Source organism: Bacillus sp. MAG717A, from assembly GCF_036884855.1.
GTDB classification, from domain to species: Bacteria; Bacillota; Bacilli; order Bacillales; family Bacillaceae; genus Bacillus; species Bacillus safensis.
On sequence record NZ_CP145733.1, the window covers coordinates 2,442,055 to 2,463,561 of the forward strand.

Below are 21,507 nucleotides of genomic sequence, written 5' to 3' on the forward strand. Positions count from 1 at the left end.
CTTTCTTGTGAGAGCGGGGCTCTTTGTCTTACGTGCCTTTTTTCTGGTCGCGGTATTTCCCAGGAGTAGTACCTTCTAGCTTTTTAAAGGATCGGATGAAATTTTGCGGGTTTTTATATTTCAGTTTTTCCGAAATTTCTTTGACGGACATATCGGTTTCTACTAGCCAGTTTTTAGCGACATGGTGTCTGTAGGAAGAGAGATATTCACTAAAAGAGATATCCATTTCCTTTCTGAAAATACTGCTTAAATAATTGGGATTGTAATGCAGGCGTGTGGCGATTTCATCCAAGGTGAGATCTGAGTCGAATTCTTGATGAATAATATGAATGATTTTTTCTGAGATGTTTTTGTATTGTGAGTCTTCACGTGCAGCAAGCTGGTCAATAATTGGCCGGATGATCTCATGTTTCAGCCATGCTTCTGTATCTTCAAAGGTTTTAAATTCAAAAATCGTATCATAGAGCATTTTGTTGTCTTCGACCTCAAATAATTCAATACCCAGCAAATGCATCAGCTCAATTAAATTGTTTAAAAAACGAGCGAGGGCGATCTGGTATTCGTGCGGTCCGGCATTTTTAGAGAAAATGGATTGCAGGAACACATGTAAATAGTGATCCGCTTTGCCTTGATCGCCAGCTTTCACCGCATCAAATAAATCATGCTGCAGCTGCTTTGGAAAATGGGTTTTGAACGTCTTTCCTTGCTGGATATGCTCATATAAGATAATGGATTTTTTCTCTGCTTTGAGTCTGTATTTTAAGGCTTCTTTTCCTTCAATGTAAGCGTGTTTTGCCATCGTAAGCTCCTTAAACTGGCGGCTGATCCCAATGCTGATCGATAAACCGAGCTCTTCTTCGATACGCTGCTGAATGGTTTCTGCTAATTGGTTTAAATATTCAGTAAACTCTTCGTCTGACTTTGAGTGGTTAAGGATAATCGTTGTTTGATGTTCATTGACAACGGTTGGCTGAAGGTGTTCCTCTTGCGGAATAATCTGCTCGATCAGTCCATTGATCGCAAATAAAAGCAAATCAGCATCTTTTTTTTCATAAGGTGTTCCTTTTAACGTATCGATTTGGGTCACGAGCATGGACAAATGAGACCAGCCCTGGGGAAAGCCTAAGCTTTGGAACCGGTTGTTTACTTCTTCATCTGTCAGCTTTCCAAGCAGCAGCCGTACCATAAAGTATTGCTGTAAGTGTGTCACTTGCTGCTCAATCCGTTCCTCTAAATCATTGTTTTGATCTTTCATTTGTTTAATACTTGATTCAATCAACTCAAATTCATTTTGAAAAGGCTGTTTTTGCAAAAATGATTCATTGCGTGCAAATGACTCGTATAATAAGCGGATTGGTTTATAAAAGTGTCTGGAACCAAACCATGAAAATAGTAATGAAAGCGCTAACAAAATAGTGCAGATAATAAAGGTAATCCACCCGATTGATTTCGTTTGCTGCTTAAGTTCTGGAATAGAAACAAAGGATAGGTACGTCCATTCATTATAATCTGATTTTTGAAATGTGATTTGATAGTTGAGTTCGTCGATCTTCATATCAAATTGTCCTGATCGTTTTTCAAGTGAGAGCACATGCTTGACGAAATCTTGATGTTTCAGCGATTCACCAATTTGTTCTTTGCGATTATGTAGCAGCACTTTTCCGTTTGTATCAATGACAAACATGCTATCTGATTGAGAGAAGTCAGGCATGTTATCAGCAATCACGCAGCTTGGAATGCTGGCGACAGCGATTCCCTTTTTTTGAACGCTGTTCATAGGCAGTTGTTTGATTAAATTCACATTGTACTTGCAAAAGGATGCTTTACCTTCTTTAGTCGCAACAAGTGGATTATTCTCTTCAAGTGCCCAGCTGGAGTGACTTGGTATATTGAGGTAAGAGGTCAGCGCTTTTTCTTGGTCTTCGCTTGTGACATGATAAAGCCCCGAATTGTTCATGTACCAATCTTCCATTTTACTGACGAGTGTAATATTGGAAAGGTCGGTGTCAAAGGTTTGCAGGTAGTTCAGTTCCTGCTGTACTTGATTATAAAGCTGGAATTGGTCTGGATTTAAAGGTTCTGCCAGTGTTTGAAGGAGAGGTGTCGAACTGACATAGTGAGTGAGAGAATGATCAACCGTTTTTAAAATATGCTCAATATTGGATTGCGTTTGTTTGACGCTGTCGAGCTTTTCATTTGAGATATTTTCAAGTGCTGTTTTTTGCGAATGCTGATAAGAAAAAATACCGACAATGATAACTGGAATCGTACTAAGTATGAAAAAAAACGTCACAAGCTTGTAATAAAATTTATACTGCCTTCTTTTCATAAAACCCCCCATTTCAAACGAAACAATCTTTTCCCCTTAATTTATTAATCCAAAAATCTGGTAGGTTTGTCAATAATCATTTTCTGAGATTAGGATCATTTTCTTATGTTTTATGTAACGTTTTGAGTAGCTTCACCTATGAAAATATGATCTGTTGATATGATTGTAGACGGATTTTTCATCCTTAAGATACAGTTAACACATGCATCAGCATGAGGGGAGGCTTTATCAATGAAAACAGAGGATGTCACTGCCAAGGGTATGCCTGCGGCAGCTTTGAAAAATGAAAAAAGAAAGCGCTTACTTAATCAGCTGCTTAGTCAAAAGTTTTTGTATTTAATGATTTTGCCGGGGCTCATTTATTTTCTTGTTTTTAAATATGTGCCAATGTGGGGGCTCATCATTGCCTTTCAAGATTACCAGCCGTTTCTCGGTATTCTTGGCAGTGAGTGGGTTGGCTTCAAACACTTTATTCGCTTGTTTACAGAACCAACATTTTTCATCTTATTAAAAAATACGCTGATTTTATTTGCCATGAATGTTGTGATTTTCTTTCCAATTCCGATCTTGTTAGCCCTTCTTTTAAATGAAGTGAGATTGGCATTGTTTAAGAAATTTGTACAGACGATGATTTATATCCCTCACTTCATGTCATGGGTCATTGTCGTGTCCTTATCTTTTGTTTTGTTAACAGTAGATGGCGGGTTAATTAATGAATTGATTGCTTTCTTTGGAGGGGAAAAGATTAACTTCCTTCTTAGTCAGGAATGGTTTAGACCGATGTACATTTTACAGGTGATCTGGCGGGAAGCAGGGTGGTCGACGATCATTTATCTTGCGGCGATTACAGCGGTAGATCCGCAGCTATATGAAGCAGCAAAAATGGATGGTGCGGGGAGATTGAGACAAATGTGGCACATCACACTTCCAGCCATCAAAAGTGTCATTGTGGTTCTGCTTATTTTAAAAATTGGTGATACGCTTGAGCTTGGCTTTGAGCATGTCTATCTATTACTGAACGCAACGAACCGGGAAGTAGCGGAGATTTTTGATACCTATGTCTATACAGCAGGTCTTAAACAAGGACAATTCAGTTATAGTACCGCTGTTGGTTTATTTAAAGCAGCCGTTGGACTTATTTTGGTTATGCTGGCAAACCGTTTAGCGAAGAAATTCGGGGAAGAAGGTATTTATTAAAAAGGGAGATGAGGAAGAATGACATTATCGATTGAAAAGGGATCACCGCTTGAGCATGCAGAGAAATTAGCACAAACCATTATGAAAGCGTATACACCGATTGAGCTGCCGCCAGCTGGAAGATGGCATTATCATCAAGGCGTTTTCCTTTGCGGCGTTATGAAGCTATATGAGGCAACGGGGAACGAGGCTTATTTCGATTATGTGAAAAACTATGCGGACTCACTTATTGATGAGTACGGAAATCTATTATTTCGCAGGGATGAGCTTGATGCCATACAAGCAGGGCTCATTTTATTCCCTCTTTACGAACGAACGAGAGAGAAGCGGTATGTGCTCGCAGCGGAGAAGCTACGCGGACTCTATCGTACGCTAAACCGCACGTCTGAGGGCGGATTTTGGCATAAAGATAATTATGCTTATCAAATGTGGCTCGATGGTCTCTACATGGGCGGTCCTTTTGCCTTAAAGTATGCTCAGCTTAAAGGTGAAGAGTCACTTGTGGATATGGTCATCCATCAAGAGCATCTCATGAGAAAGCATACGAAAGATGAACAAACAGGTCTATATTATCACGCGTGGGATGAACGAAAAACGATGCCATGGGCTGATCAAAAGACCGGCTGTTCCCCAGAGTTTTGGGCAAGATCGTTTGGCTGGTATGTCCTTGCATTAGCAGATATGATCGAGGACCTGCCCGAGCAGCATGAAATGCGGAAGGTGTGGAAGGAAACACTGACAGACATGCTGGAAAGTGTGGCAAAGTACCAGGATCAAACGACAGGTCTCTGGCACCAAATCATTGATAAAGGAAATCACAGTGACAATTGGCTTGAAAGCTCGGGATCGTGTTTATTCATGTACGCCATGGCAAAGGCCATGAATGAAGGGTATGTGGACCTCCGTTATGTTGATCATGTGGTCAAAGCATATCAAGGCTTGATTCAGCATAAGACGGCTGAGAAAGAAAATGGTGATTTTACCATCAACGATATCTGTATTGGAACATCTGCAGGATTTTATGATTATTACGTTGGAAGAGAGCGGAGCACAAATGACTTGCACGGGGCAGGCGCTTTTATTATGGCGTTAACTGAGCTAGAAAAGCTGTCTGTTTTTCAAAAGGCATGAGAAGGCAAAAAAGAGCCGTCGTATGGCTCATCAGTTTCATTGCTGCCTTTTGTTTATCTGCCTGTCAGGGGAAAACAAACGGTATCGATGTCCTGATTTTTTCTGATATGTCAAAGGGAATGAAGGATCAATTAGTGGAGAAGGCTTTTCAGCCGGAACAAGAGACTTATAGCGTCCACATCTTTCCGGCGATTCCTGAAAAGCTTCTTGTTGAAATTACCTCAAAAGAGGGGGACGTGATGCTTGTCCCAGAAGAAATGTTTAGAACGTATGATGATCCTGAAAGCTTTCAGCTGCTGGAAGAGATGGAAATAGGTGATCAAGCAGCAGGACCATATACGGTCGAGGACAAAAAGACAGGGAAAACGGTCGATTATGCAGTTCAAATCAATAAAGGAAAGAAAAAACTCAACGGCTATACCTTTCAATTACACCGAGATATGGTCGCTTTCATTCCCGTATATGCTGACAAGACAAAAGAGGCGCTATCTCTCATGAAACAGCTTCGTGAAAACCAATAGAAAATGGGGTGAGGAATGTGAAACGGGTCGTGATTTGCGGGCTAAGTCATCGTGCGTTCAATATGTTTATTCAACCGCTTACAGAGGATTTCAATGAGCATTATAAGATTACAGGGCTCCTAGATATAGATCATCAGCGGTATACACTTTGTCAGGAGCGTTTTCCATCACTCCGGGGCGTTTCGTTTTTTCATGAAGATGCATTTGATCAGATGGTCAAGAAAGCAAAACCAGATATCGTCATTGTGGCAGGCAGGGATGATACACATGTCACGTATATCATGCAGGCACTTGACCATGATCTAGATGTCATCACCGAAAAGCCGATGGTGACAACAGCAAAAGACGCCAAAAAAGTGATGGAAAAAGAAGCAGAAAGTAAAGGAAAGGTCACGGTCACCTTTAATTATCGTTACAATCCTTTCCATCGAAAGATAAAAGAACTGATTCTAGACGGGAAAATTGGAAGGATCACATCCGTTGAACTGAGCTGGCTTATTGATACGTATCATGGTGCTAGTTATTTCAAAAGGTGGAACCGTACACGTCAATTTTCTGGCGGACTGTCTATTCATAAGTCGACGCATCATTTTGATCTGGTCAACTGGTGGATTGATCAAAAGCCGAAGCAAGTATTTGCCTACGGGGCGCTGAACTATTACGGCAGCGAAAGCCCTTGGAATCCCTTGCACGGGGAGGAAAAAAGATTTTGCGGAACATGTCATGTGAAGGATATTTGTCATTATGAAGCAAGGTGGAATCCGCGGGTTGAGCGCTCGAAGGTGGAGGACGATCATATTGAATCCGATCAGCAGCAAACGCCGCAGTACTCAAATTATCGTCCGGATGCGTGCATTTTTGATCAGGAAATTGATATTGAGGATACATATGTGGCGTCAGTCGTTTATGATCAAGGGGCTCTGCTCAGCTATTCGATTCAATTCTCAGCCCCATATGAAGGCTATCGTCTGGCTATTAATGGGACGAAGGGGCGTATTGAAACAAATGAGTTTCATGTGCCATCAAGAATTCCTTTTCAATTCCCAGAACAAACAATTTCTTATTACCCGATGTTTGGATCAAAGGAGACGATTGAAGTCGTAAAGCAGTCAGGTGGACATGGAGGAGGAGATCCTCTGCTTTTGGCTGATTTATTTATAGGAAAAGATCCCTTGATTCACTATGACATTTTAGCAGGTGCAGAGGCTGGTGCTTATTCGATTGCACTTGGGGAGGGCATGTGGCGATCTGTCGCAGAAAAACGCCCAATTGAAATTGATGAATTGTTTCATAAAGAGAAGGTGTAAAGAGAAAGAGAGGAGGGGGAAAAGAGATGGATCATGATGGTTCAATGAGCAGAATGCTGAGGATGTGTGAGTGGGTGATGAGACTCGCCTATACGAATTTGTTATGGCTTTTGTTCACCATTCTAGGGCTTGGGATTTTTGGCTTGATGCCTGCGACCACTGCGTTATTTTCCGTAATGAGAAAGTGGATTCAAGGGCATGAGCAAGTCAATGTATTCCGCACTTTTTGGAAGGTATACCGTGAGGAATTTGTCCGCTCTAACATGATTGGAGTGGTGCTGTTCCTCATTGGAACGATTATTTATGTCGATCTTGCTTATATTTATCCGACGAGCTGGCCCTTACATGTGCTTCGCTTTGCTATATATATTTTTGGTTTTCTGTTTATTGTGAGCTTATTTTATATTTTTCCGCTGCTTGCTCATTACGATTGGAAAAAACGTCTCTATCTGAAATTCTCTCTTCTGCTTGGTGTGTCATATTTGCAATATACACTCTCTATGCTTGTTTTCTCGGCTGTGCTGTTTGTTCTGTTTGCTTATTTACCGGGAATCGTGCCATTTTTTAGTGTGAGCATACTCGCCTACGGTCATATGTGGCTGGCCTATCAAGTCTTTAAAAAGGTTGAGTTTGAAAGTGAGTACGAGACAGCCGAAGTGAAGAAGCGGCTGCCGTCTTTCCTTCAATCGAAGCGGGTGAATACGCAGTGAAGTGAACCATCTGCTATAATGGTGTCACCGTGATGAAAAGGAGAGATGAGACTCGTGGCAGTGAAAGAAATTTCAATAGAAGAATTAAAACAAAAGCTGGATCAGGAAGAAGCTATTCAGCTTGTCGATGTACGTGAGGATGAAGAGGTAGCAGAAGGGATGATTCCTGAAGCGGTCCACATCCGAATGGGAGATATCCCTGAGAAGCTGGATGCATTCGATCAAACGCAGGAATATTATATTATTTGCCGCTCTGGTAAACGTAGTGAAAATGTCTGCTATTACCTAGAAGATCAAGGCTATCAAGCGACCAATGTCGTTGGCGGGATGCTTGCTTGGACAGGAGAAACAAAACCGAAGTTATAAATTGAAGACCTTTCATCGTTAGGATGAAAGGTTTTTTGTTCATATGCCTCTCTCTATGTGCATAAAGATAGAGTAGCGAGAGAAGGGAGAGTGGCATAGGTGCTAAAGGTAGCTGTATTTGATGAAGAGCATGAGAAAGATTTGCAAAGTGAAATCAATCATTTTTTAAAAGGAATGGATGACGACCAAATCATTGACATCAAGTACAATGTAGCGGTGATCTGTGAGCAGGGAGGCGACCAGCTCTACTGTTTTTCTGCACTCATTTTATATAAAAAATAGACGGCATCAAAAAGGACCTGCTTGAAGGGTCCTTTTTCTTTGGTTAGCTGGCGTCAATATATAAACGGTGCTTTTTGCAGTGAACACATTGGAAGAGGTAGCCTTGTAAGTCTCCTCCGTTGACGAGCCATTGCTTTAGGTTTTCTTTCGTTAATCCTTCGCCGCTGCAAATGTCTTCGATATCCTCGGCGAGTTCTTCCTCTAAATGTTCAATCTCTTTCCAGCCGACATACTGGACGATTGCGCAAAAATCTCCGCAATGACTTAACCAATATTCCTGCTGCCATCCGCGATAGCCTGGCGTTCTGAAGATCAGCTCATCGATATATTCCTCTTGATCGACGTCATCACAGCTTGCATCGTCTTGAAAGGTTCCATTGTATTTTTTCGCCGCTGATCCATCTTTAATGCACCAAGGACAAATTCCCTCCACATCTTCAACAGCATAAAAAGGGCCATGGTACACATAATCTCTTTCTTTCTCACAAACAGGACATGTCGTATGCTCTTTTTTAATCACGTTTAACAAAACTGGGTCTGGGTTGTACTTGAACGTAGGTAACGTCATATAAACCTCCATTATGTAGAAAGTGATGATTCAACACTATTTTAAAGGAATCCTCAAGCTCGAGACAATCTTAAATTGTTTATATAGAAAAAAGCCGTTCGGATGAGGAACGGCTTTTTTTCTCGCTTGCGATTATGCTTTTTTTACTCTTGGACTTCTTGGTTTATTGACTTTATTGGCTTGTTTGATGATTCTTCGTTCATCATTTAGTGATTTATACAGCGAGACAATCATCAATATGATGACAACGGAGAACGGCAAGGCTGCGAGCTTGGCTGTATTTTGCAAGGCTTCAAGTCCCCCTGAAAATAAAAGCACAGCAGCAACAGCAGATTGGATAATGCCCCAGCTGACTTTGACACTGCCAGGAGGGTTTAATGATCCGTAGGTTGTCTGCATTCCAAGCACAAATGTAGCTGAATCAGCCGATGTAATAAAGAATACGGCGATTAAAATGAGTGCTAGTATCGATGTAATCATCGCCAGCGGATATTCATTCAGTACACCGAAGAGCATCGTTTCAGTTGAAAGGCCTGCAACATCGACAATATTCTTTTGCTGTAAGTCCATTGCAGACACGCCGAAAATCGAGAACCATAGGAATACTAGGATGGAAGGAGCCACTAAGACACCCACTAAAAATTCGCGAATCGTTCGCCCGCGTGACACTCTAGCGATAAAGATCCCGACAAATGGTGCCCAAGAAATCCACCATGCCCAATAAAAGATCGTCCATCCATTAATCCATTCTCTCTTTTCAGGATCATTGGGAGATAGACGGAAGCTCATTTGAACAATATTGGATAAGTATTGTCCAATCGAGTCAGTAAATGAATTTAAGATAAAAACAGTTGGACCTACCAAAAGTAAGAAAAACATCAGAACAGCTGCTAATACCATATTGATATTACTTAAGTATTTAATGCCTTTTCCAATCCCTCTTAAAGCAGATACAAGGAAAAGCACCGTCACAATGATAATGATGATCAATTGTGTGCTAAAGGTATTTGGAATATGAAAAAGGTAATTCAATCCACCATTTATTTGTGCCGCGCCTAATCCTAGGCTTGTCGCAACACCAACCACGGTTGCAAATACCGCAATACAATCGATGGTTTTACCGATCCATCCGTGAATTTTATTTCCTAAAACGGGCTGCAGTGTTGCACTGATTAAGCCAGGTGCGTCTTTTCTAAATTTAAAGTAAGCAATGCAAAGTGCAACAATGGCATAAATAGCCCATGCATGAAGCCCCCAGTGGAAAAATGTATAGCGAAGGGAATCACGGAAGGCCTGCGCAGTTTCAGTCTCCCCTGTTGGTGACTGAATAGCATAGTGGCTGATTGGTTCAGCTGCTCCGTAAAAAACAAGACCAATTCCCATACCGGCACTAAATAGCATAGCAAACCAAGAAAATAAACCAAATTCAGGCTCTTCCCCCGGTTTTCCTAGCGTAATCTTACCGATTGGGCTAAAAATAAAGAATAGACAAAAGCCGACAAGCAGTGATACCACTAACAAGTAATACCAGCCAAAGTCATTTGTAATGTATGTTTGAATTTGATCTGTGACATTTTGCAATGTGTCTGGAGAAAACGCTCCCCACATCACGGCAACAAATGTGATCGCAATCACAATCCAAAATACACTTGATACGTTTTTCACACCATCTCACTCTCCTGTTGTTCTACACGTTTAAGCAGAGGACTTTGTTTAATATCCCCTAACTCAACTTATTTCAAACAAAAAGAGGCGAGCTTCTCACTCGACCTCTACTTTACCGTAACATGTTTTGCTTCCATTTATCAACTATCGATATGTGAAGACGATTTTTCCTCAATTCGTTTGCGAAGACGGTAGACATATTCTTTTAAACATATAGCGAAAATGGTAAACGCCAAAACAATGGCGACTTTTAACGGGGTAATCGACAGCTTCAAGAAAACAGCGGCTGTCAAACTGATAACGACCGCAAGAACAATCGGTAATGCACGTCTAATCATTGCTCTCTCTCCTTTGCTTCTAGTGCAGCATTCATGCCGGCAAGCCTGCCTGTCACAAGTGCTGACGTAATATTGTATCCGCCTGTGTAGCCATGGATGTCTAAAATTTCTCCGCAGAAATAAAGACCGGGCATTTTTTTAGACGCCATTTTCTTCGGTTCAATTTCCTTCACAGAAACGCCGCCTCCTGTCACGAACGCTTTGTCCAAAGATAGGGTACCATTTGCATGCACAATAAAATGTTTGCAATCATGGGCAAATGCACGCAGTTTATCCTTGGCTAGACCAGAGAATGTGTCTTGTGGATCAATACCGTTCCGTTCTAACAGAAACAATAAATAGCGTTCTTGCATCCAAGACTTAAGGACATTTTTAATGGCTTTCTTCGGTTCATCTTTAAGGTCACGATGAAGCTTTTGGAACAGCTCCTCGTCATTCAGCTTCGGATATAAGTCAATTTGCAGGCGGACTGCCGGCTGCTTTTTCAATTCTTTCACAACAAATCCGCTGCATCTAAGAACAGCTGGACCCGATAAACCAAAGTGAGTAAAGATCATATCCATGACATGTGTGACGACTGGTTTCCCTTTTTTATTTAAAACACTGACAGCCACACTTCTTAAAGAAAGACCTTGAAGCACTTTTTCTTTAATAAATCGTTCATCTGATGTGACTGGTACCTCTGTTGGGAAAAGCTCTGTAATGGTATGTCCGGCTGCTTCTGCCCATGCATAGCCGTCACCAGTAGAGCCGGTATGCGGCACACTTTTTCCGCCGACAGCAATGACGACAGCCTTACTTGAAATTTTTTCATCATTATTTGTAACAATTCCAGCTGCTTGTCCGTCTTGATACAGAACCGTTTTAATCTTTTCGTTCGTTCGAATGGTGACATTGAGGGCGCGGAGCCTGTCTAGAAGGGCATCCACAACAGATTGTGCTTTGTTTGATACAGGGAACATACGTCCATGGTCTTCTTCTTTTAGTTCAATACCGAGGTTTTCAAAAAACGAAATAATATCCTCGTTGTTGAACTCAGAAAATGCACTATATAGAAAACGGCCGTTTCCGGGAATATGCTTGATGATTTCTTCTACTGGAAGGCGATTGGTGACGTTACAGCGTCCGCCGCCAGAAATGGCCAGCTTTCTGCCAAGTTTGTTTCCTTTGTCAATTAACAGAACAGTAGCGCCGTGCTCTGCTGATGCAATCGCGGCCATCAGTCCAGAAGGTCCGCCGCCAATGACAATGACATCATAATGTTTCATGTTACATTCCTCTTTCTACTTTCAGTCATTTTTCTATTATAACGAAGATTAGGGAAGGCTGAAATATGAATTGATTGGTTTTGTGACTTCAGTATTGGATTTGTTACCTGTGTGTTGAATTGATGTGGTAAAATAGTTAAGTTGAATATTCATTAGAAAAATGGTGGTTAAGCGCATGTCTAATAAACTGCTTCGTGGTACGTTGGTTTTAACGATAGGGACGTATCTCTCTCGTATTCTTGGTATGATTTATTTAATTCCATTTAGCGCAATGGTTGGAGCTACTGGTGGTGCGCTATTCCAATATGGATACAATCAGTTTACGATTTTCATTAGCATTGCTACTCTGGGTTTTCCAGCAGCAGTGTCTAAATTTGTTTCAAAATATAATGCGATTGGTGACTTTGAGACAACACGAAAAATGTTTAGAGCCGGCATGTCTGTCATGCTTGTTTCAGGTATCATTGCTTTTAGTATTTTATATTTATCAGCCCCAATTTTTGCTGAGATACAGCTCGGTGGATCAACCGAAACTGGTGGACTAACGGTTGACCAAGTGACATATGTAATTAGAATGGTGAGTTTGGCTCTCTTAGTTGTCCCGATTATGGGTCTTATACGTGGGTTTTTCCAAGGGCATCAAATGATGGGACCAACAGCAGTTTCACAAGTTGTTGAACAGATAGTCCGAATTATCTTCTTGTTGACGGCAACTTATGTCATTTTAAAGGTGCTTAACGGGGGGCTTGTCATCGCAGTAGGATATGCTACTTTTGCTGCTCTGATTGGTTCTTTTGGAGGTTTATTCACGTTATATGTATATTGGATCAAGCGGAAAGATAAATTACTTGCGATGCAGCCTAATTCTGGACCAAATTTAGGCCTTGGATATAAAAAAATATTTATTGAGCTATTTAGTTATGCTGCTCCATATGTTTTTGTTGGATTAGCTATTCCTCTATACTCTTACATTGATACTAATACTATTAATAAAGCAATGATTAATGCTGGTTTTAAAGATATAAGTACTGCAGTACTTTCTATAGTTACTTTATATTTACCTAAGCTTGTAATGATTCCAGTATCATTAGCGACGGCATTTGGTTTAACATTAATTCCAACTATCACAGAATCTTTTACATCACGAAATTATAAATTATTAAACCGACAAATTGACCAAACGATGCAAGGGGTTCTATTTTTCGTGCTGCCTGCTTCATTTGGTATCTCTGCATTGGCTGGACCGGTTTATTGGTTTTTCTATCCGTCGGTTCACCCTGAGATTGGGATTTCCATTTTGTTCTGGTATGCACCTGTTGCATTATTGTTTTCTTTATTCACCATTAATGCAGCGATCCTGCAAGGGATTAACAAACAAAAATTTGCTATCGTTAGTCTTTTGTTAGGGATCATTATTAAAACTGTTCTGAACATCCCGCTGATCAGCTGGCTACAAGGAAATGGTTCTGTGCTGGCAACGGCATTAGGTTATAGTGCGTCTATCTTGTATATGTTTATCATGATTAAACGTCATGCGGGCTATTCGTTCCGCAGAATTTTCAAACGTTTTATTCTGATTGGTATTTTAACGGCGATCATGGCTGTGGTGGCTTATGTGACATGTCAGCTTGTGAGCCACGTGATTTCTTATGAAGGCGGAATTGTACAAGCGGGTATCGTCATTTTGATTTCTATGATCACTGGCGGTGGTGTGTATATGTTCTTGTCTTATAAGGTGGGATTACTAGAGCGTGTACTTGGCAGCCGTATGCCGAAATTTTTAAGAAAAAAGAGTTAAGAAGAGGTAGATATTCATGAGGCTTGATAAATTACTTGCTAACAGCGGCTTTGGTTCAAGAAAAGATGTGAAAAAGCTTGTCAAGGCCCGGGCGGTCACAGTGAATGGAGAAGTGGCGAAGCAGGTGAAAGATCATGTTGATCCATCAAATGATGAAGTGCTCGTACACGGAGAGCGTGTAGAATATAAAGAATTCATTTACTTAATGATGAACAAGCCGGACGGGGTGATCTCAGCAACTGAAGATCTGCGAGATGAAACGGTTGTCGATTTACTCGAGCCGGAGGATATCGCAAGGGAGCCATTCCCTGTGGGGAGACTGGATAAGGATACGGTCGGTCTCCTTCTCCTCACAAATGATGGACAGCTTGCTCATCAATTACTTTCTCCAAAAAAGCATGTGCCAAAAACGTACGAAGTTCATTTGAAATATCCTTTAGGTGATCAAGACATTAAGCGTATTGAAGAGGGCGTTGTTATCTTAGATGATTATCACACGAAGCCGGCGAAGGTTGAAGTAGATGCGAATGAAGAGGAAGATACACGCATCCGTTTGACGATTACTGAAGGGAAGTACCATCAAGTGAAGCTGATGGCCCAAGCGGTGGGAAATGAAGTGATCTTTTTAAAAAGGCTCTCGATGGGGGCTGTCTCATTAGATGAAGAACTAGCACCTGGAGAGTACCGTGAATTGACGGATGAAGAATTAGACAGCTTAATGAATCGTGAATAACATAAGAACAAAAGAAAAGAACCGGCATATCGCCGGTTCTTTTTGTTATATGGACAATTCATTATACGCTTAAGATGATATTTTTACTTTTTTTCTCGTTGTTTCCCATTTGCCTCTGCTTGGACTATGAACAAGATCGTTATAGGCAAGCACGTTTAAGTCTCTTTGAATGGTTCTAGGTGTGATCCCGAATTCATCAACCAGCTCTTGTGTCGTCACAAGACCTTTCTCTTGAATGAACATATAAACTGATTTGATTCGAGTCATCATACGGTTTGTTGAAGGTTTCAAAAAACCACTCCCTATCAATAAGATCGGATGGACTTGACTAACCACAACTTACTACACTAAAACTGCGAAATAAGGACATGCAACAATGGTAAATGTTCGTGTTTCTTAATGTTTTATTCTATTATACACGTTATTATGCATCTAGTTCCACCAAAAAGTCAACTTTACGTGTTTTTAAACTTGTCTTCATGAAATGAAATATGGTATATATCATGATTTGAATCCGGTTACAACCCAATAATGATAAGGGATACGATAGAAGCTAACACGTTCAAATGTTCGAAAAATAAACACAGAAAATTTACAAAATAAAAAAATCAGTGAAGGCAAAAATGCACATTCCATGTTAGGATGTGCATTTTTTGTTTCCGTTATCCTTCTAAGAAAAAGAGCTGAATAAAAAATAAGACTGCAAAGATGAGAACAAGCACATGTACTTCTCTCCATTTCCCTTTCGCCAATTTCACAAGCGGATATGAAATAAATCCAAGTGAAATCCCTGTAGAGATACTAGAAGTCAGCGGCATCGAAAGAATGACAAGAAAAGCAGGGAATGCTTCGTCTAGTTCGTTCCACCGAATGCGTGACACCGAGTTCATCATCAAGCAGCCAACAATGATTAAAACAGGTGATGTGATGGATGGTAAAGACGAAATCGCTTGAACGAGTGGGCCAAAAAATAATGCCACAATAAACAGTGCAGCGACCGTTAAAGAAGTCAGTCCAGTTCTTCCGCCAGCAGCAACTCCTGATGATGATTCAATATAAGCAGTGGTTGGGCTTGTACCAAACATAGATCCAACAGTCGTTGCAGCAGAGTCAGCGAGCAGGGCTCTGCGCACTTTTGGCAGCTGGCCGTTTTTCATTAATCCGGCTTGTTCGGCAACGCCGATCATAGTGCCTGTTGTATCAAAAATCGTCACCAGTAAGAAGGAGAAGACGACAGCATACAAATGATGAGAGAACACATCACCAAAAGCAGCGATTGGATTTGTAATCAGCATGCCTTCAGGCAGTGCAGGAATGTCCATCAGCATTTTAGGGAAATGAAGCTGGCCTGTTGCGAGCGCAATCAATGTGGTTGCTAACATACCGATAAACAGTGCTCCATTTATTTGTAGAACCATTAAAATAACCGAAATCATTAAGCCGACAAGCGTTAAAACGACAACAGGCGAGCTTAAATGACCAAGCTTCACAAGGTTTTCTGGATCAGCAGCAATGATTCCAGATTGACGGAGGCCGATGAACGCAATGAAAAGCCCGATTCCTGCTGTAATGCCGTACTTTAAATTATCTGGAATGGCTTGAATCAGTTGTTTTCTAAGGGATGTTAACGATAAAATAATAAAGAGTATACCAGCAACAAATACCGCACTAAACGCTGTTTGATAGCTGATGCCACCACCGCCGACAACGGTAAAGGTGAAATAGACATTCAGCCCCATGCCTGGTGCAATGGCAATCGGATAATTTGCAAACAGTGCCATCCAGAGCGTACCGACGACAGCAGCGATGATTGTTGCAGTAAAGACTTGGTCAAAAGGAATACCTGCTTTTGAAAGAATTCCCGGGTTGACGGCAACAATATAGACCATAGTGAAGAATGTCGTCATACCAGCGATTATTTCTTTCTTTATGTTGGTTTGATTTTCTTTTAACTGAAACATAAAATCCTCCATTTACGAACATTATTACAAAACAATTAATATAATATTCGTTTTAAGGGTGGATTGCAACCTTTTTTCAAGGAGGAATGGAAAAATGAATTGGGAAGCTGAAGTAATACGAAAAAAAGACGACTTGATTAAGGACACACAATCTTTTTTACAAATTGAAAGTGTCCTTGATGAAGAAGGCGGCAAAAAAGGAAAGCCATTTGGTGAAAAAGTCGATGATGCCCTGCAGTATATGCTGAAAAAAGGGGAAGACGAAGGCTTCACAGTCAAGAATGTCGACGGCTATGCAGGTCATATTGAATATGGGGAAGGCGAAGACATTGTAGGTGTGCTGTGTCATGTGGACGTGGTGCCTGCTGGTGACGGCTGGACAACCCCGCCATTTTCAGCAGACATCAGAGAAAATAAAATCTTTGCACGCGGGGCTATTGATGATAAAGGCCCAACCATGGCGGCATTTTATGCGCTGAAGATCTTAAAAGATACTGGTCTGCAGCTGTCGAAAAAAATTCGAATGATCATTGGGACAGATGAAGAAAGCGATTGGCGCTGTGTGGACCATTATTTCAAGCATGAGGCGATGCCGCAAATCGGATTTGCACCAGACGCCGATTTTCCGATTATTCATGCGGAAAAAGGAATTATTGATGCCATCCTGTCATTTACATATCAACAACCATCGAATCAACAGCGCTATACGCTTAAGCAATTTACATCGGGTATGAGGCTCAATATGGTGCCAGATGAGGCAGTTGCTACTGTGACTGCTGCACAGGAACACGATGCTGAATCATTAAAAACGGCCTTCGAAGCCTATCTTGCTGATCATCAATTATCTGGTGAGGTAAAAAGCACAGCGGATGGACTGCATTTTACATTAAAAGGGGTATCCGTTCATGCCATGGAGCCGGCGCATGGGACAAATGCGGGCATTCATATGGCGAACTTCTTATGCGGACATGAATTAGATGAGCAGGGACTTGCCTTTACTTCCCAAATCAACGCTTTATTTGATCAGGATACAAGAGGGAAAAAGCTTGGAATTGCTTGCAAAGATGATATTAGTGGAGATTTAACGTTGAATGTTGGGATAATCCGCTATAAACAGAATGAGGAAGCAAAGCTAGGGTTAAATGTCCGCTATCCAGTAACTGCAGACGGTAAGGACGTCAAAAAAGGAATTGAAAGCATCAAAGGGGCGTCCCTTCTAAAATTCGAAGACAGCCCTCCGCATCACGTCTCAAAAGATCATCCGCTTGTGAAAACCTTGCAGCGGGTATATGAGGAGCAAACGGGAGATCCTGCAACCCTTATTGCTATTGGGGGAGGAACGTATGCGAGATCTTTAGAAGCTGGCGTTGCCTTCGGACCTCTATTTCCTGGCAGACCAGACTGCGCCCATCAAAAGGATGAATATATTGAAATTGATGACTTACTGAGAGCGACAGCTCTTTACGCACAAGCTATGTATGAATTAGCAAAATAGAAATTGGAAAAGAGAAGAGGGGATTCATAGTGAAAAAAATGTTCTTATGCTCTTCATTCAAAGACAGCTATTCTCTCTTGTCTGACTTTGCAGGTGAATCATTAAAAGGAAAGCGCGTGACTTTCTTTCCAACGGCAAGTGCTGTAGAAGAAGTCACGCACTATGTGGAGGCAGCGAAGGAAGCCTTTCAGAAATTAGGCATGCAGCTTGAGACTGTGCAGGTAGATGAACAATCCGTAGAAGAGATCACACAGATGATCAAACAAAATGATGTGATCTATGTTTCAGGAGGCAACACTTTTTATTTATTGCAGGAGTTAAGAAAGCAGCGTCTCGATGACGTGTTGAAAGAAGAAATCAACAAAGGCAAGCTGTACATCGGAGAGTCTGCGGGGAGTATCATTATGGCGCCAAGCATTGAATATATCTCCATGATGGATGATCAGGAGAAGGCGCCGGAGCTTTCATCATTTCAAGGTTTCAATGAAATAAGCCGCTATCCAGTACCGCATATGCACAATGCCTATTTAGGCGAAGCTGCGGAGCAAATCATAGAGAAGTATCAGGAGACACTTGATTTATGTCCGCTTACTGATGAACAGGCTTTACTCGTCACAGGGGAGCAGGCTGAGGTGAAATCTGTCTAAGCATCTTAACCGTGAAAGAAGAAAAAGGAACAGGGATTCATCACCCTGTTCCTTTTTTAATCTTGAAAAACATCACTTGATAAGTATCGTTCACCCGTATCTGCTGTCATACAGATCACAATTTGATCTGCCGGCAATTGCTTCGCTGTTTCAATGGCTGCATAGCAAGCCGCCCCAGAGGATGGGCCTACTAAAATTCCTTCAAGCATAGCGAGCTCCCGTGTGATGTGGTACGCATCTTCGTCGCTTACTTGCACAATCTCATCATAGACATCCTCGTTTAAGATTTGGGGGATAAATCCTGGGCTTGTGCCAACGAGCTTATGTTTGCCAGGTTCCCCGCCAGATAAGACTGGAGACCCCTTAGGCTCTGCTACACGGATGGTTAAATGAGGGAATGTCTTTTTTAATTCCTCTCCAGTTCCTGTAATAGTACCACCAGTTCCAGCTGTTGCGACAAAGGCGCCAAGGGGCTGTCCAAGTTGTTTCACAGCTTCCATAATTTCGACCGCTGTTGTTCCTCTATGTGCATCTGGGTTTGCTCTATTGTCAAATTGCATCGGAATAAAGCTGTGAGGAATTTGAGCAGCCAGTTCTTCCGCCTTGCGGATGCAGCCTGGCATTTTTTCTTCTCCTGGGGTTAAGACGACCTGCGCCCCGTATGCCTTCAAAATATTGATTCTTTCCTTTGTCATCGTATCAGGCATGACAAGGATAGCTTTGTAGCCTCTTGCGGCAGCATTCATAGCTAAACCAATCCCTGTATTCCCGCTCGTCGGCTCAATAATGGTTGCTCCTTTTGTGAGCTTCCCCTGTTTTTCTGCTTCGACGATCATATTGTAAGCCGCGCGGTCTTTGACACTTCCGCTAGGATTAAATGATTCCAGCTTTAAGTAAACAGCCGCCGCATTTCCTGGCTGAAGCCGCTGTAATTTGACAAGCGGTGTATCGCCAATCAGTTCAGCCATATTTTGTGCAACTTTCATTAGATGACACCCTTTCTTCTCATTCCGCATTTCTTTAGTTATACTATCATCAATGGGGATTCGTAAAGTTTGTTAAAAAAGGACAGGTGATATTGTGTCAGAAAACCGTCATTATTTTATAGGGATTCACATCCCTGAACAACTTGCGCATCAAATCAAACAAGACATTGATCAAAGGAGCGGACTGTTCTTTCAAAAATGGACAGCACCACATGACTATCATGTAACCCTTGTCTTTTTAGGCGCCATTCCAGAAGAGCGTTTAAAAAAGATCATCCAGCTGCTTGACATCCTTTCAAATGAAGCGTCTGCATTTCCACTAGAGCTGAATGAGGTAGGACAGTTTGGTGCGAAGGAACGCCCGAGAGTCTTTTTTGCAAAGCCTCATGAAAGTGAACCGCTCATGCAATTAAGAGAAAAGGTAAAGGAAGCCGTCCTATCAGCAGGACACCCTGTTGAAAAGAGACCGTTTCATCCGCATATAACGATTGCGCGCAAATGGAATGCGGATGACCTTTATGAAAAACAAGCGCCTTTACGAAAAGAGCCATATGTGATGGAGGTTTCGCGTATCACTTTATTTGAAATACGTCCGAAGGAAACCCCTCGTTATCACGCAATCAAACAATTTACACTACATAAATGATTCTAGAAGTTGGAGTGAGCAGCAGATGGCGCAAATCATCAAAATTCAAGATTATATATCACGATATGAACAAGACCCGCATCACTACATCAATCAATTCAATCGGTTGAAAAAACAAAGATGGGACGAGTTGAAAAGGGCTTCAAAAGAGGAGGCGCAGCAACCGTTTGACCAAATTCCTCAATTAGCGCCTGAACAGGAGGAAGAAAAGAGAAAGAAATTCTCCTTAAAGAGAAAGCAAAAAGAAGCCGATATGAAAAAGGAACGGGACCTGAGTCTTTTTAACGAGCCGACAGATATAGAGCAAGGGGTTTTCAGAAACGTCCCTACTGACGAAACGAAGCTGATTCACTTTTTTAAGGATCATCTCTTTGAAGTGCAATTAAAATGGGCGAGCTCAACGATTTCACATATTTCAACCGTCTCCCATCATATACGATATGATGAAAAGCTGCGAATGCTGGCAAGGCAGCTTCCAGATTCTTATTTTGTGATGTACAAGCCGGTGCTGCTCATTCAAAAAGCTGAGATGGAATTATGTCCGATACTCATCACACCGCTCGAAGTGATCTGTTTATCCTTCTTAGAGGCCGAGCCAGACAGCGTTTATATCGGAACGAAGGAACGTTTTTGGGAAAAACGGGCGACTGGGAAAGCTGTTCAGTCCGTCTTAAATCCTTGTGCAAGCCTTCTGCGTTCTGGCACCGTCGTGTCAAAGATCTTACAGCAAAGTGGTGTAGACCTTCCTGTGAAAAAAATCCTCATCAGCCGAACCTCTTATATTGATTTACCTGAAGTTCCATATGGGATGGAGGTTATCGATAAGAAGAAGGCTGAAGAGTGGTTTGAAAAGCAGCGGAAAAATACGGCGCCGACAAAGCATCAGCAATTTAAGGCGACAAAGGCATTGCTTGCTTATGGTGAAACAGACAGCAAAAGAAGGCAGGAATGGCTCGATTAAAGGCATGATGGAAGGTCACGAAAAATGAGACCTGAGTGGAGCTAATATATGAATGAATGGTACTTTATCGTTAATCCAGAAGCAGGACATGGAAAAGGACTCCGCACATGGAGGAGCATAGAGAAAGAATTACAAAAGGTAGAGGTCTCTTATCGATCGTTTCTCACCCAGCATGAAGGCCATGCAGAAGTTTTGGCAAGACAAATCAGTGCCATTCAGGATGACAGGCTGCAGCGATTGATTGTTATTGGCGGTGACGGCACGATTCATGAAGTACTGAATGGCTTAAAGGAAATCGATCATTTACAGCTTAGTTTTGTCCCTGCTGGTCATTGGAATGATGCTGCGAAGGGTCTCGGTATCCATCGTCATGATGTCCTAAAAGAAGTGAGAAAGCAAAAGAGAATGCTCACCAAAACATTTTCTCTCGGCTCCTTTCAAGATCATGCCGAAAGTCCGCAATCTGTTCTTTTTCTCAATCATATCGGTGTTGGTTTTGACGCACATGTGCTGAGGAAAACGGTGCATTTTAGAGGGAAAAAGTGGCTGAAACGGCTGGGGCTTGGCTTTATCATCTACCCGCTGTCATTTCTCCATT

The 21,507-nt window shown here is 41.7% G+C and carries 22 protein-coding genes; 14 read left to right on the forward strand and 8 right to left on the reverse strand.

The features are described from left to right. Positions 1-28 precede the first annotated feature (28 nt). A complete protein-coding gene (locus V6Z54_RS12580) occupies positions 29-2,329 on the reverse strand; it encodes a helix-turn-helix domain-containing protein (RefSeq protein ID WP_338527378.1) in 2,301 nt (766 codons plus the stop codon). A 231-nt stretch (positions 2,330-2,560) separates the two neighbouring features. Between V6Z54_RS12580 and V6Z54_RS12585 the strand changes: the two genes are divergently transcribed. From V6Z54_RS12585 to V6Z54_RS12615, 7 genes are all read left to right on the forward strand, one after another. Continuing rightward, a complete protein-coding gene (locus V6Z54_RS12585) occupies positions 2,561-3,526 on the forward strand; it encodes a sugar ABC transporter permease (protein ID WP_073978715.1) in 966 nt (321 codons plus the stop codon). A gap of 18 nt (positions 3,527-3,544) precedes the next feature. After that, the gene (locus V6Z54_RS12590; RefSeq protein ID WP_041086721.1) at positions 3,545-4,657 is read left to right on the forward strand and encodes a glycoside hydrolase family 105 protein; all 1,113 of its coding nucleotides are present in this window, start codon (positions 3,545-3,547) and stop codon (positions 4,655-4,657) included. Continuing rightward, positions 4,654-5,178, forward strand: a complete 525-nt coding sequence (locus V6Z54_RS12595; protein ID WP_041086719.1) for a hypothetical protein — start codon at positions 4,654-4,656, stop codon at positions 5,176-5,178. Before V6Z54_RS12590 ends, V6Z54_RS12595 begins: the two co-directional genes overlap by 4 nt. A gap of 17 nt (positions 5,179-5,195) precedes the next feature. After that, positions 5,196-6,485 (forward strand): Gfo/Idh/MocA family oxidoreductase, encoded by a 1,290-nt coding sequence (locus tag V6Z54_RS12600; RefSeq protein WP_269103157.1) that lies wholly within the window; start codon positions 5,196-5,198, stop codon positions 6,483-6,485. A gap of 26 nt (positions 6,486-6,511) precedes the next feature. Continuing rightward, entirely contained in the window at positions 6,512-7,195 is a 684-nt protein-coding gene (locus tag V6Z54_RS12605; protein ID WP_338527379.1) for a YesL family protein, read from the forward strand. Positions 7,196-7,249: 54 nt separating this feature from the next. After that, entirely contained in the window at positions 7,250-7,561 is a 312-nt protein-coding gene (locus V6Z54_RS12610) for a rhodanese-like domain-containing protein (protein WP_041086712.1), read from the forward strand. 99 nt (positions 7,562-7,660) lie between these two features. Next, positions 7,661-7,843 carry a sporulation protein Cse60 gene (locus V6Z54_RS12615; RefSeq protein ID WP_041086710.1) on the forward strand — a complete coding sequence of 61 codons (183 nt, stop codon included), beginning with the start codon at positions 7,661-7,663 and terminating at the stop codon, positions 7,841-7,843. A 43-nt stretch (positions 7,844-7,886) separates the two neighbouring features. Here V6Z54_RS12615 and V6Z54_RS12620 read toward each other — a convergent pair whose 3' ends face one another. The 4 genes from V6Z54_RS12620 to V6Z54_RS12635 form a co-directional block, all read right to left on the reverse strand. Next, a complete protein-coding gene (locus tag V6Z54_RS12620) occupies positions 7,887-8,411 on the reverse strand; it encodes a CbrC family protein (protein ID WP_075611787.1) in 525 nt (174 codons plus the stop codon). A 132-nt stretch (positions 8,412-8,543) separates the two neighbouring features. After that, on the reverse strand, positions 8,544-10,076 hold the full coding sequence (locus tag V6Z54_RS12625) for a BCCT family transporter (protein WP_041086706.1): 1,533 nt from the start codon (positions 10,074-10,076) through the stop codon (positions 8,544-8,546). A 140-nt stretch (positions 10,077-10,216) separates the two neighbouring features. Next, positions 10,217-10,414 (reverse strand): hypothetical protein, encoded by a 198-nt coding sequence (locus tag V6Z54_RS12630; protein ID WP_041086703.1) that lies wholly within the window; start codon positions 10,412-10,414, stop codon positions 10,217-10,219. Continuing rightward, positions 10,411-11,682: an NAD(P)/FAD-dependent oxidoreductase gene (locus tag V6Z54_RS12635; RefSeq protein WP_073978720.1), complete on the reverse strand. Its 1,272-nt coding sequence runs from the start codon at positions 11,680-11,682 to the stop codon at positions 10,411-10,413. Before V6Z54_RS12635 ends, V6Z54_RS12630 begins: the two co-directional genes overlap by 4 nt. Before the next feature lie 175 nt (positions 11,683-11,857). On the opposite strand from V6Z54_RS12635, the gene V6Z54_RS12640 reads away from it, so the two are divergent. Continuing rightward, positions 11,858-13,480 (forward strand): polysaccharide biosynthesis protein, encoded by a 1,623-nt coding sequence (locus V6Z54_RS12640; RefSeq protein WP_269103159.1) that lies wholly within the window; start codon positions 11,858-11,860, stop codon positions 13,478-13,480. A gap of 16 nt (positions 13,481-13,496) precedes the next feature. Then, a complete protein-coding gene (locus V6Z54_RS12645) occupies positions 13,497-14,213 on the forward strand; it encodes a pseudouridine synthase (protein WP_338527380.1) in 717 nt (238 codons plus the stop codon). Between the two features lie 69 nt (positions 14,214-14,282). On the opposite strand, the gene V6Z54_RS12650 is transcribed toward V6Z54_RS12645, so the two are convergent. Both V6Z54_RS12650 and V6Z54_RS12655 read right to left on the reverse strand, forming a co-directional pair. Then, positions 14,283-14,504, reverse strand: a complete 222-nt coding sequence (locus V6Z54_RS12650; RefSeq protein ID WP_008356419.1) for a DeoR family transcriptional regulator — start codon at positions 14,502-14,504, stop codon at positions 14,283-14,285. A 371-nt stretch (positions 14,505-14,875) separates the two neighbouring features. Then, a complete protein-coding gene (locus V6Z54_RS12655) occupies positions 14,876-16,174 on the reverse strand; it encodes an NCS2 family permease (protein ID WP_075611784.1) in 1,299 nt (432 codons plus the stop codon). Between the two features lie 94 nt (positions 16,175-16,268). Between V6Z54_RS12655 and pepV the strand changes: the two genes are divergently transcribed. Next, positions 16,269-17,669, forward strand: coding sequence for a dipeptidase PepV (pepV, locus tag V6Z54_RS12660; RefSeq protein ID WP_338527381.1), 1,401 nt, complete (start codon positions 16,269-16,271; stop codon positions 17,667-17,669). Positions 17,670-17,698: 29 nt separating this feature from the next. After that, positions 17,699-18,316, forward strand: a complete 618-nt coding sequence (locus V6Z54_RS12665; RefSeq protein WP_073978723.1) for a Type 1 glutamine amidotransferase-like domain-containing protein — start codon at positions 17,699-17,701, stop codon at positions 18,314-18,316. A 56-nt stretch (positions 18,317-18,372) separates the two neighbouring features. Here the strand turns inward: V6Z54_RS12665 and cysK are convergent, their stop codons facing one another. Continuing rightward, positions 18,373-19,302 (reverse strand): cysteine synthase A, encoded by a 930-nt coding sequence (cysK, locus tag V6Z54_RS12670; protein WP_073978724.1) that lies wholly within the window; start codon positions 19,300-19,302, stop codon positions 18,373-18,375. Positions 19,303-19,396: 94 nt separating this feature from the next. On the opposite strand from cysK, the gene thpR reads away from it, so the two are divergent. The 3 genes from thpR to V6Z54_RS12685 form a co-directional block, all read left to right on the forward strand. Then, on the forward strand, positions 19,397-19,948 hold the full coding sequence (thpR, locus tag V6Z54_RS12675; protein WP_073978725.1) for an RNA 2',3'-cyclic phosphodiesterase: 552 nt from the start codon (positions 19,397-19,399) through the stop codon (positions 19,946-19,948). A gap of 25 nt (positions 19,949-19,973) precedes the next feature. Beyond that, positions 19,974-20,909 carry a hypothetical protein gene (locus V6Z54_RS12680; protein ID WP_073978726.1) on the forward strand — a complete coding sequence of 312 codons (936 nt, stop codon included), beginning with the start codon at positions 19,974-19,976 and terminating at the stop codon, positions 20,907-20,909. A 48-nt stretch (positions 20,910-20,957) separates the two neighbouring features. Then, the coding region (locus tag V6Z54_RS12685) for a YegS/Rv2252/BmrU family lipid kinase (protein ID WP_338527382.1) at positions 20,958-21,507 on the forward strand (550 nt) is incomplete at its 3' end.

Bases quoted from the DNA above. Each gene is read 5' to 3' on its own strand.
- V6Z54_RS12645 (WP_338527380.1), top strand. From the start codon at position 13,497: ATGAGGCTTGATAAATTACTTGCTAACAGCGGCTTTGGTTCAAGAAAA.
- V6Z54_RS12585 (WP_073978715.1), top strand. From the start codon at position 2,561: ATGAAAACAGAGGATGTCACTGCCAAGGGTATGCCTGCGGCAGCTTTG.
- V6Z54_RS12630 (WP_041086703.1), bottom strand. From the start codon at position 10,414: ATGATTAGACGTGCATTACCGATTGTTCTTGCGGTCGTTATCAGTTTG.
- V6Z54_RS12580 (WP_338527378.1), bottom strand. From the start codon at position 2,329: ATGAAAAGAAGGCAGTATAAATTTTATTACAAGCTTGTGACGTTTTTT.
- V6Z54_RS12590 (WP_041086721.1), top strand. From the start codon at position 3,545: ATGACATTATCGATTGAAAAGGGATCACCGCTTGAGCATGCAGAGAAA.
- V6Z54_RS12595 (WP_041086719.1), top strand. From the start codon at position 4,654: ATGAGAAGGCAAAAAAGAGCCGTCGTATGGCTCATCAGTTTCATTGCT.
- V6Z54_RS12655 (WP_075611784.1), bottom strand. From the start codon at position 16,174: ATGTTTCAGTTAAAAGAAAATCAAACCAACATAAAGAAAGAAATAATC.
- V6Z54_RS12620 (WP_075611787.1), bottom strand. From the start codon at position 8,411: ATGACGTTACCTACGTTCAAGTACAACCCAGACCCAGTTTTGTTAAAC.
- cysK (WP_073978724.1), bottom strand. From the start codon at position 19,302: ATGAAAGTTGCACAAAATATGGCTGAACTGATTGGCGATACACCGCTT.
- V6Z54_RS12605 (WP_338527379.1), top strand. From the start codon at position 6,512: ATGGATCATGATGGTTCAATGAGCAGAATGCTGAGGATGTGTGAGTGG.
- V6Z54_RS12680 (WP_073978726.1), top strand. From the start codon at position 19,974: ATGGCGCAAATCATCAAAATTCAAGATTATATATCACGATATGAACAA.
- V6Z54_RS12635 (WP_073978720.1), bottom strand. From the start codon at position 11,682: ATGAAACATTATGATGTCATTGTCATTGGCGGCGGACCTTCTGGACTG.
- pepV (WP_338527381.1), top strand. From the start codon at position 16,269: ATGAATTGGGAAGCTGAAGTAATACGAAAAAAAGACGACTTGATTAAG.
- V6Z54_RS12640 (WP_269103159.1), top strand. From the start codon at position 11,858: ATGTCTAATAAACTGCTTCGTGGTACGTTGGTTTTAACGATAGGGACG.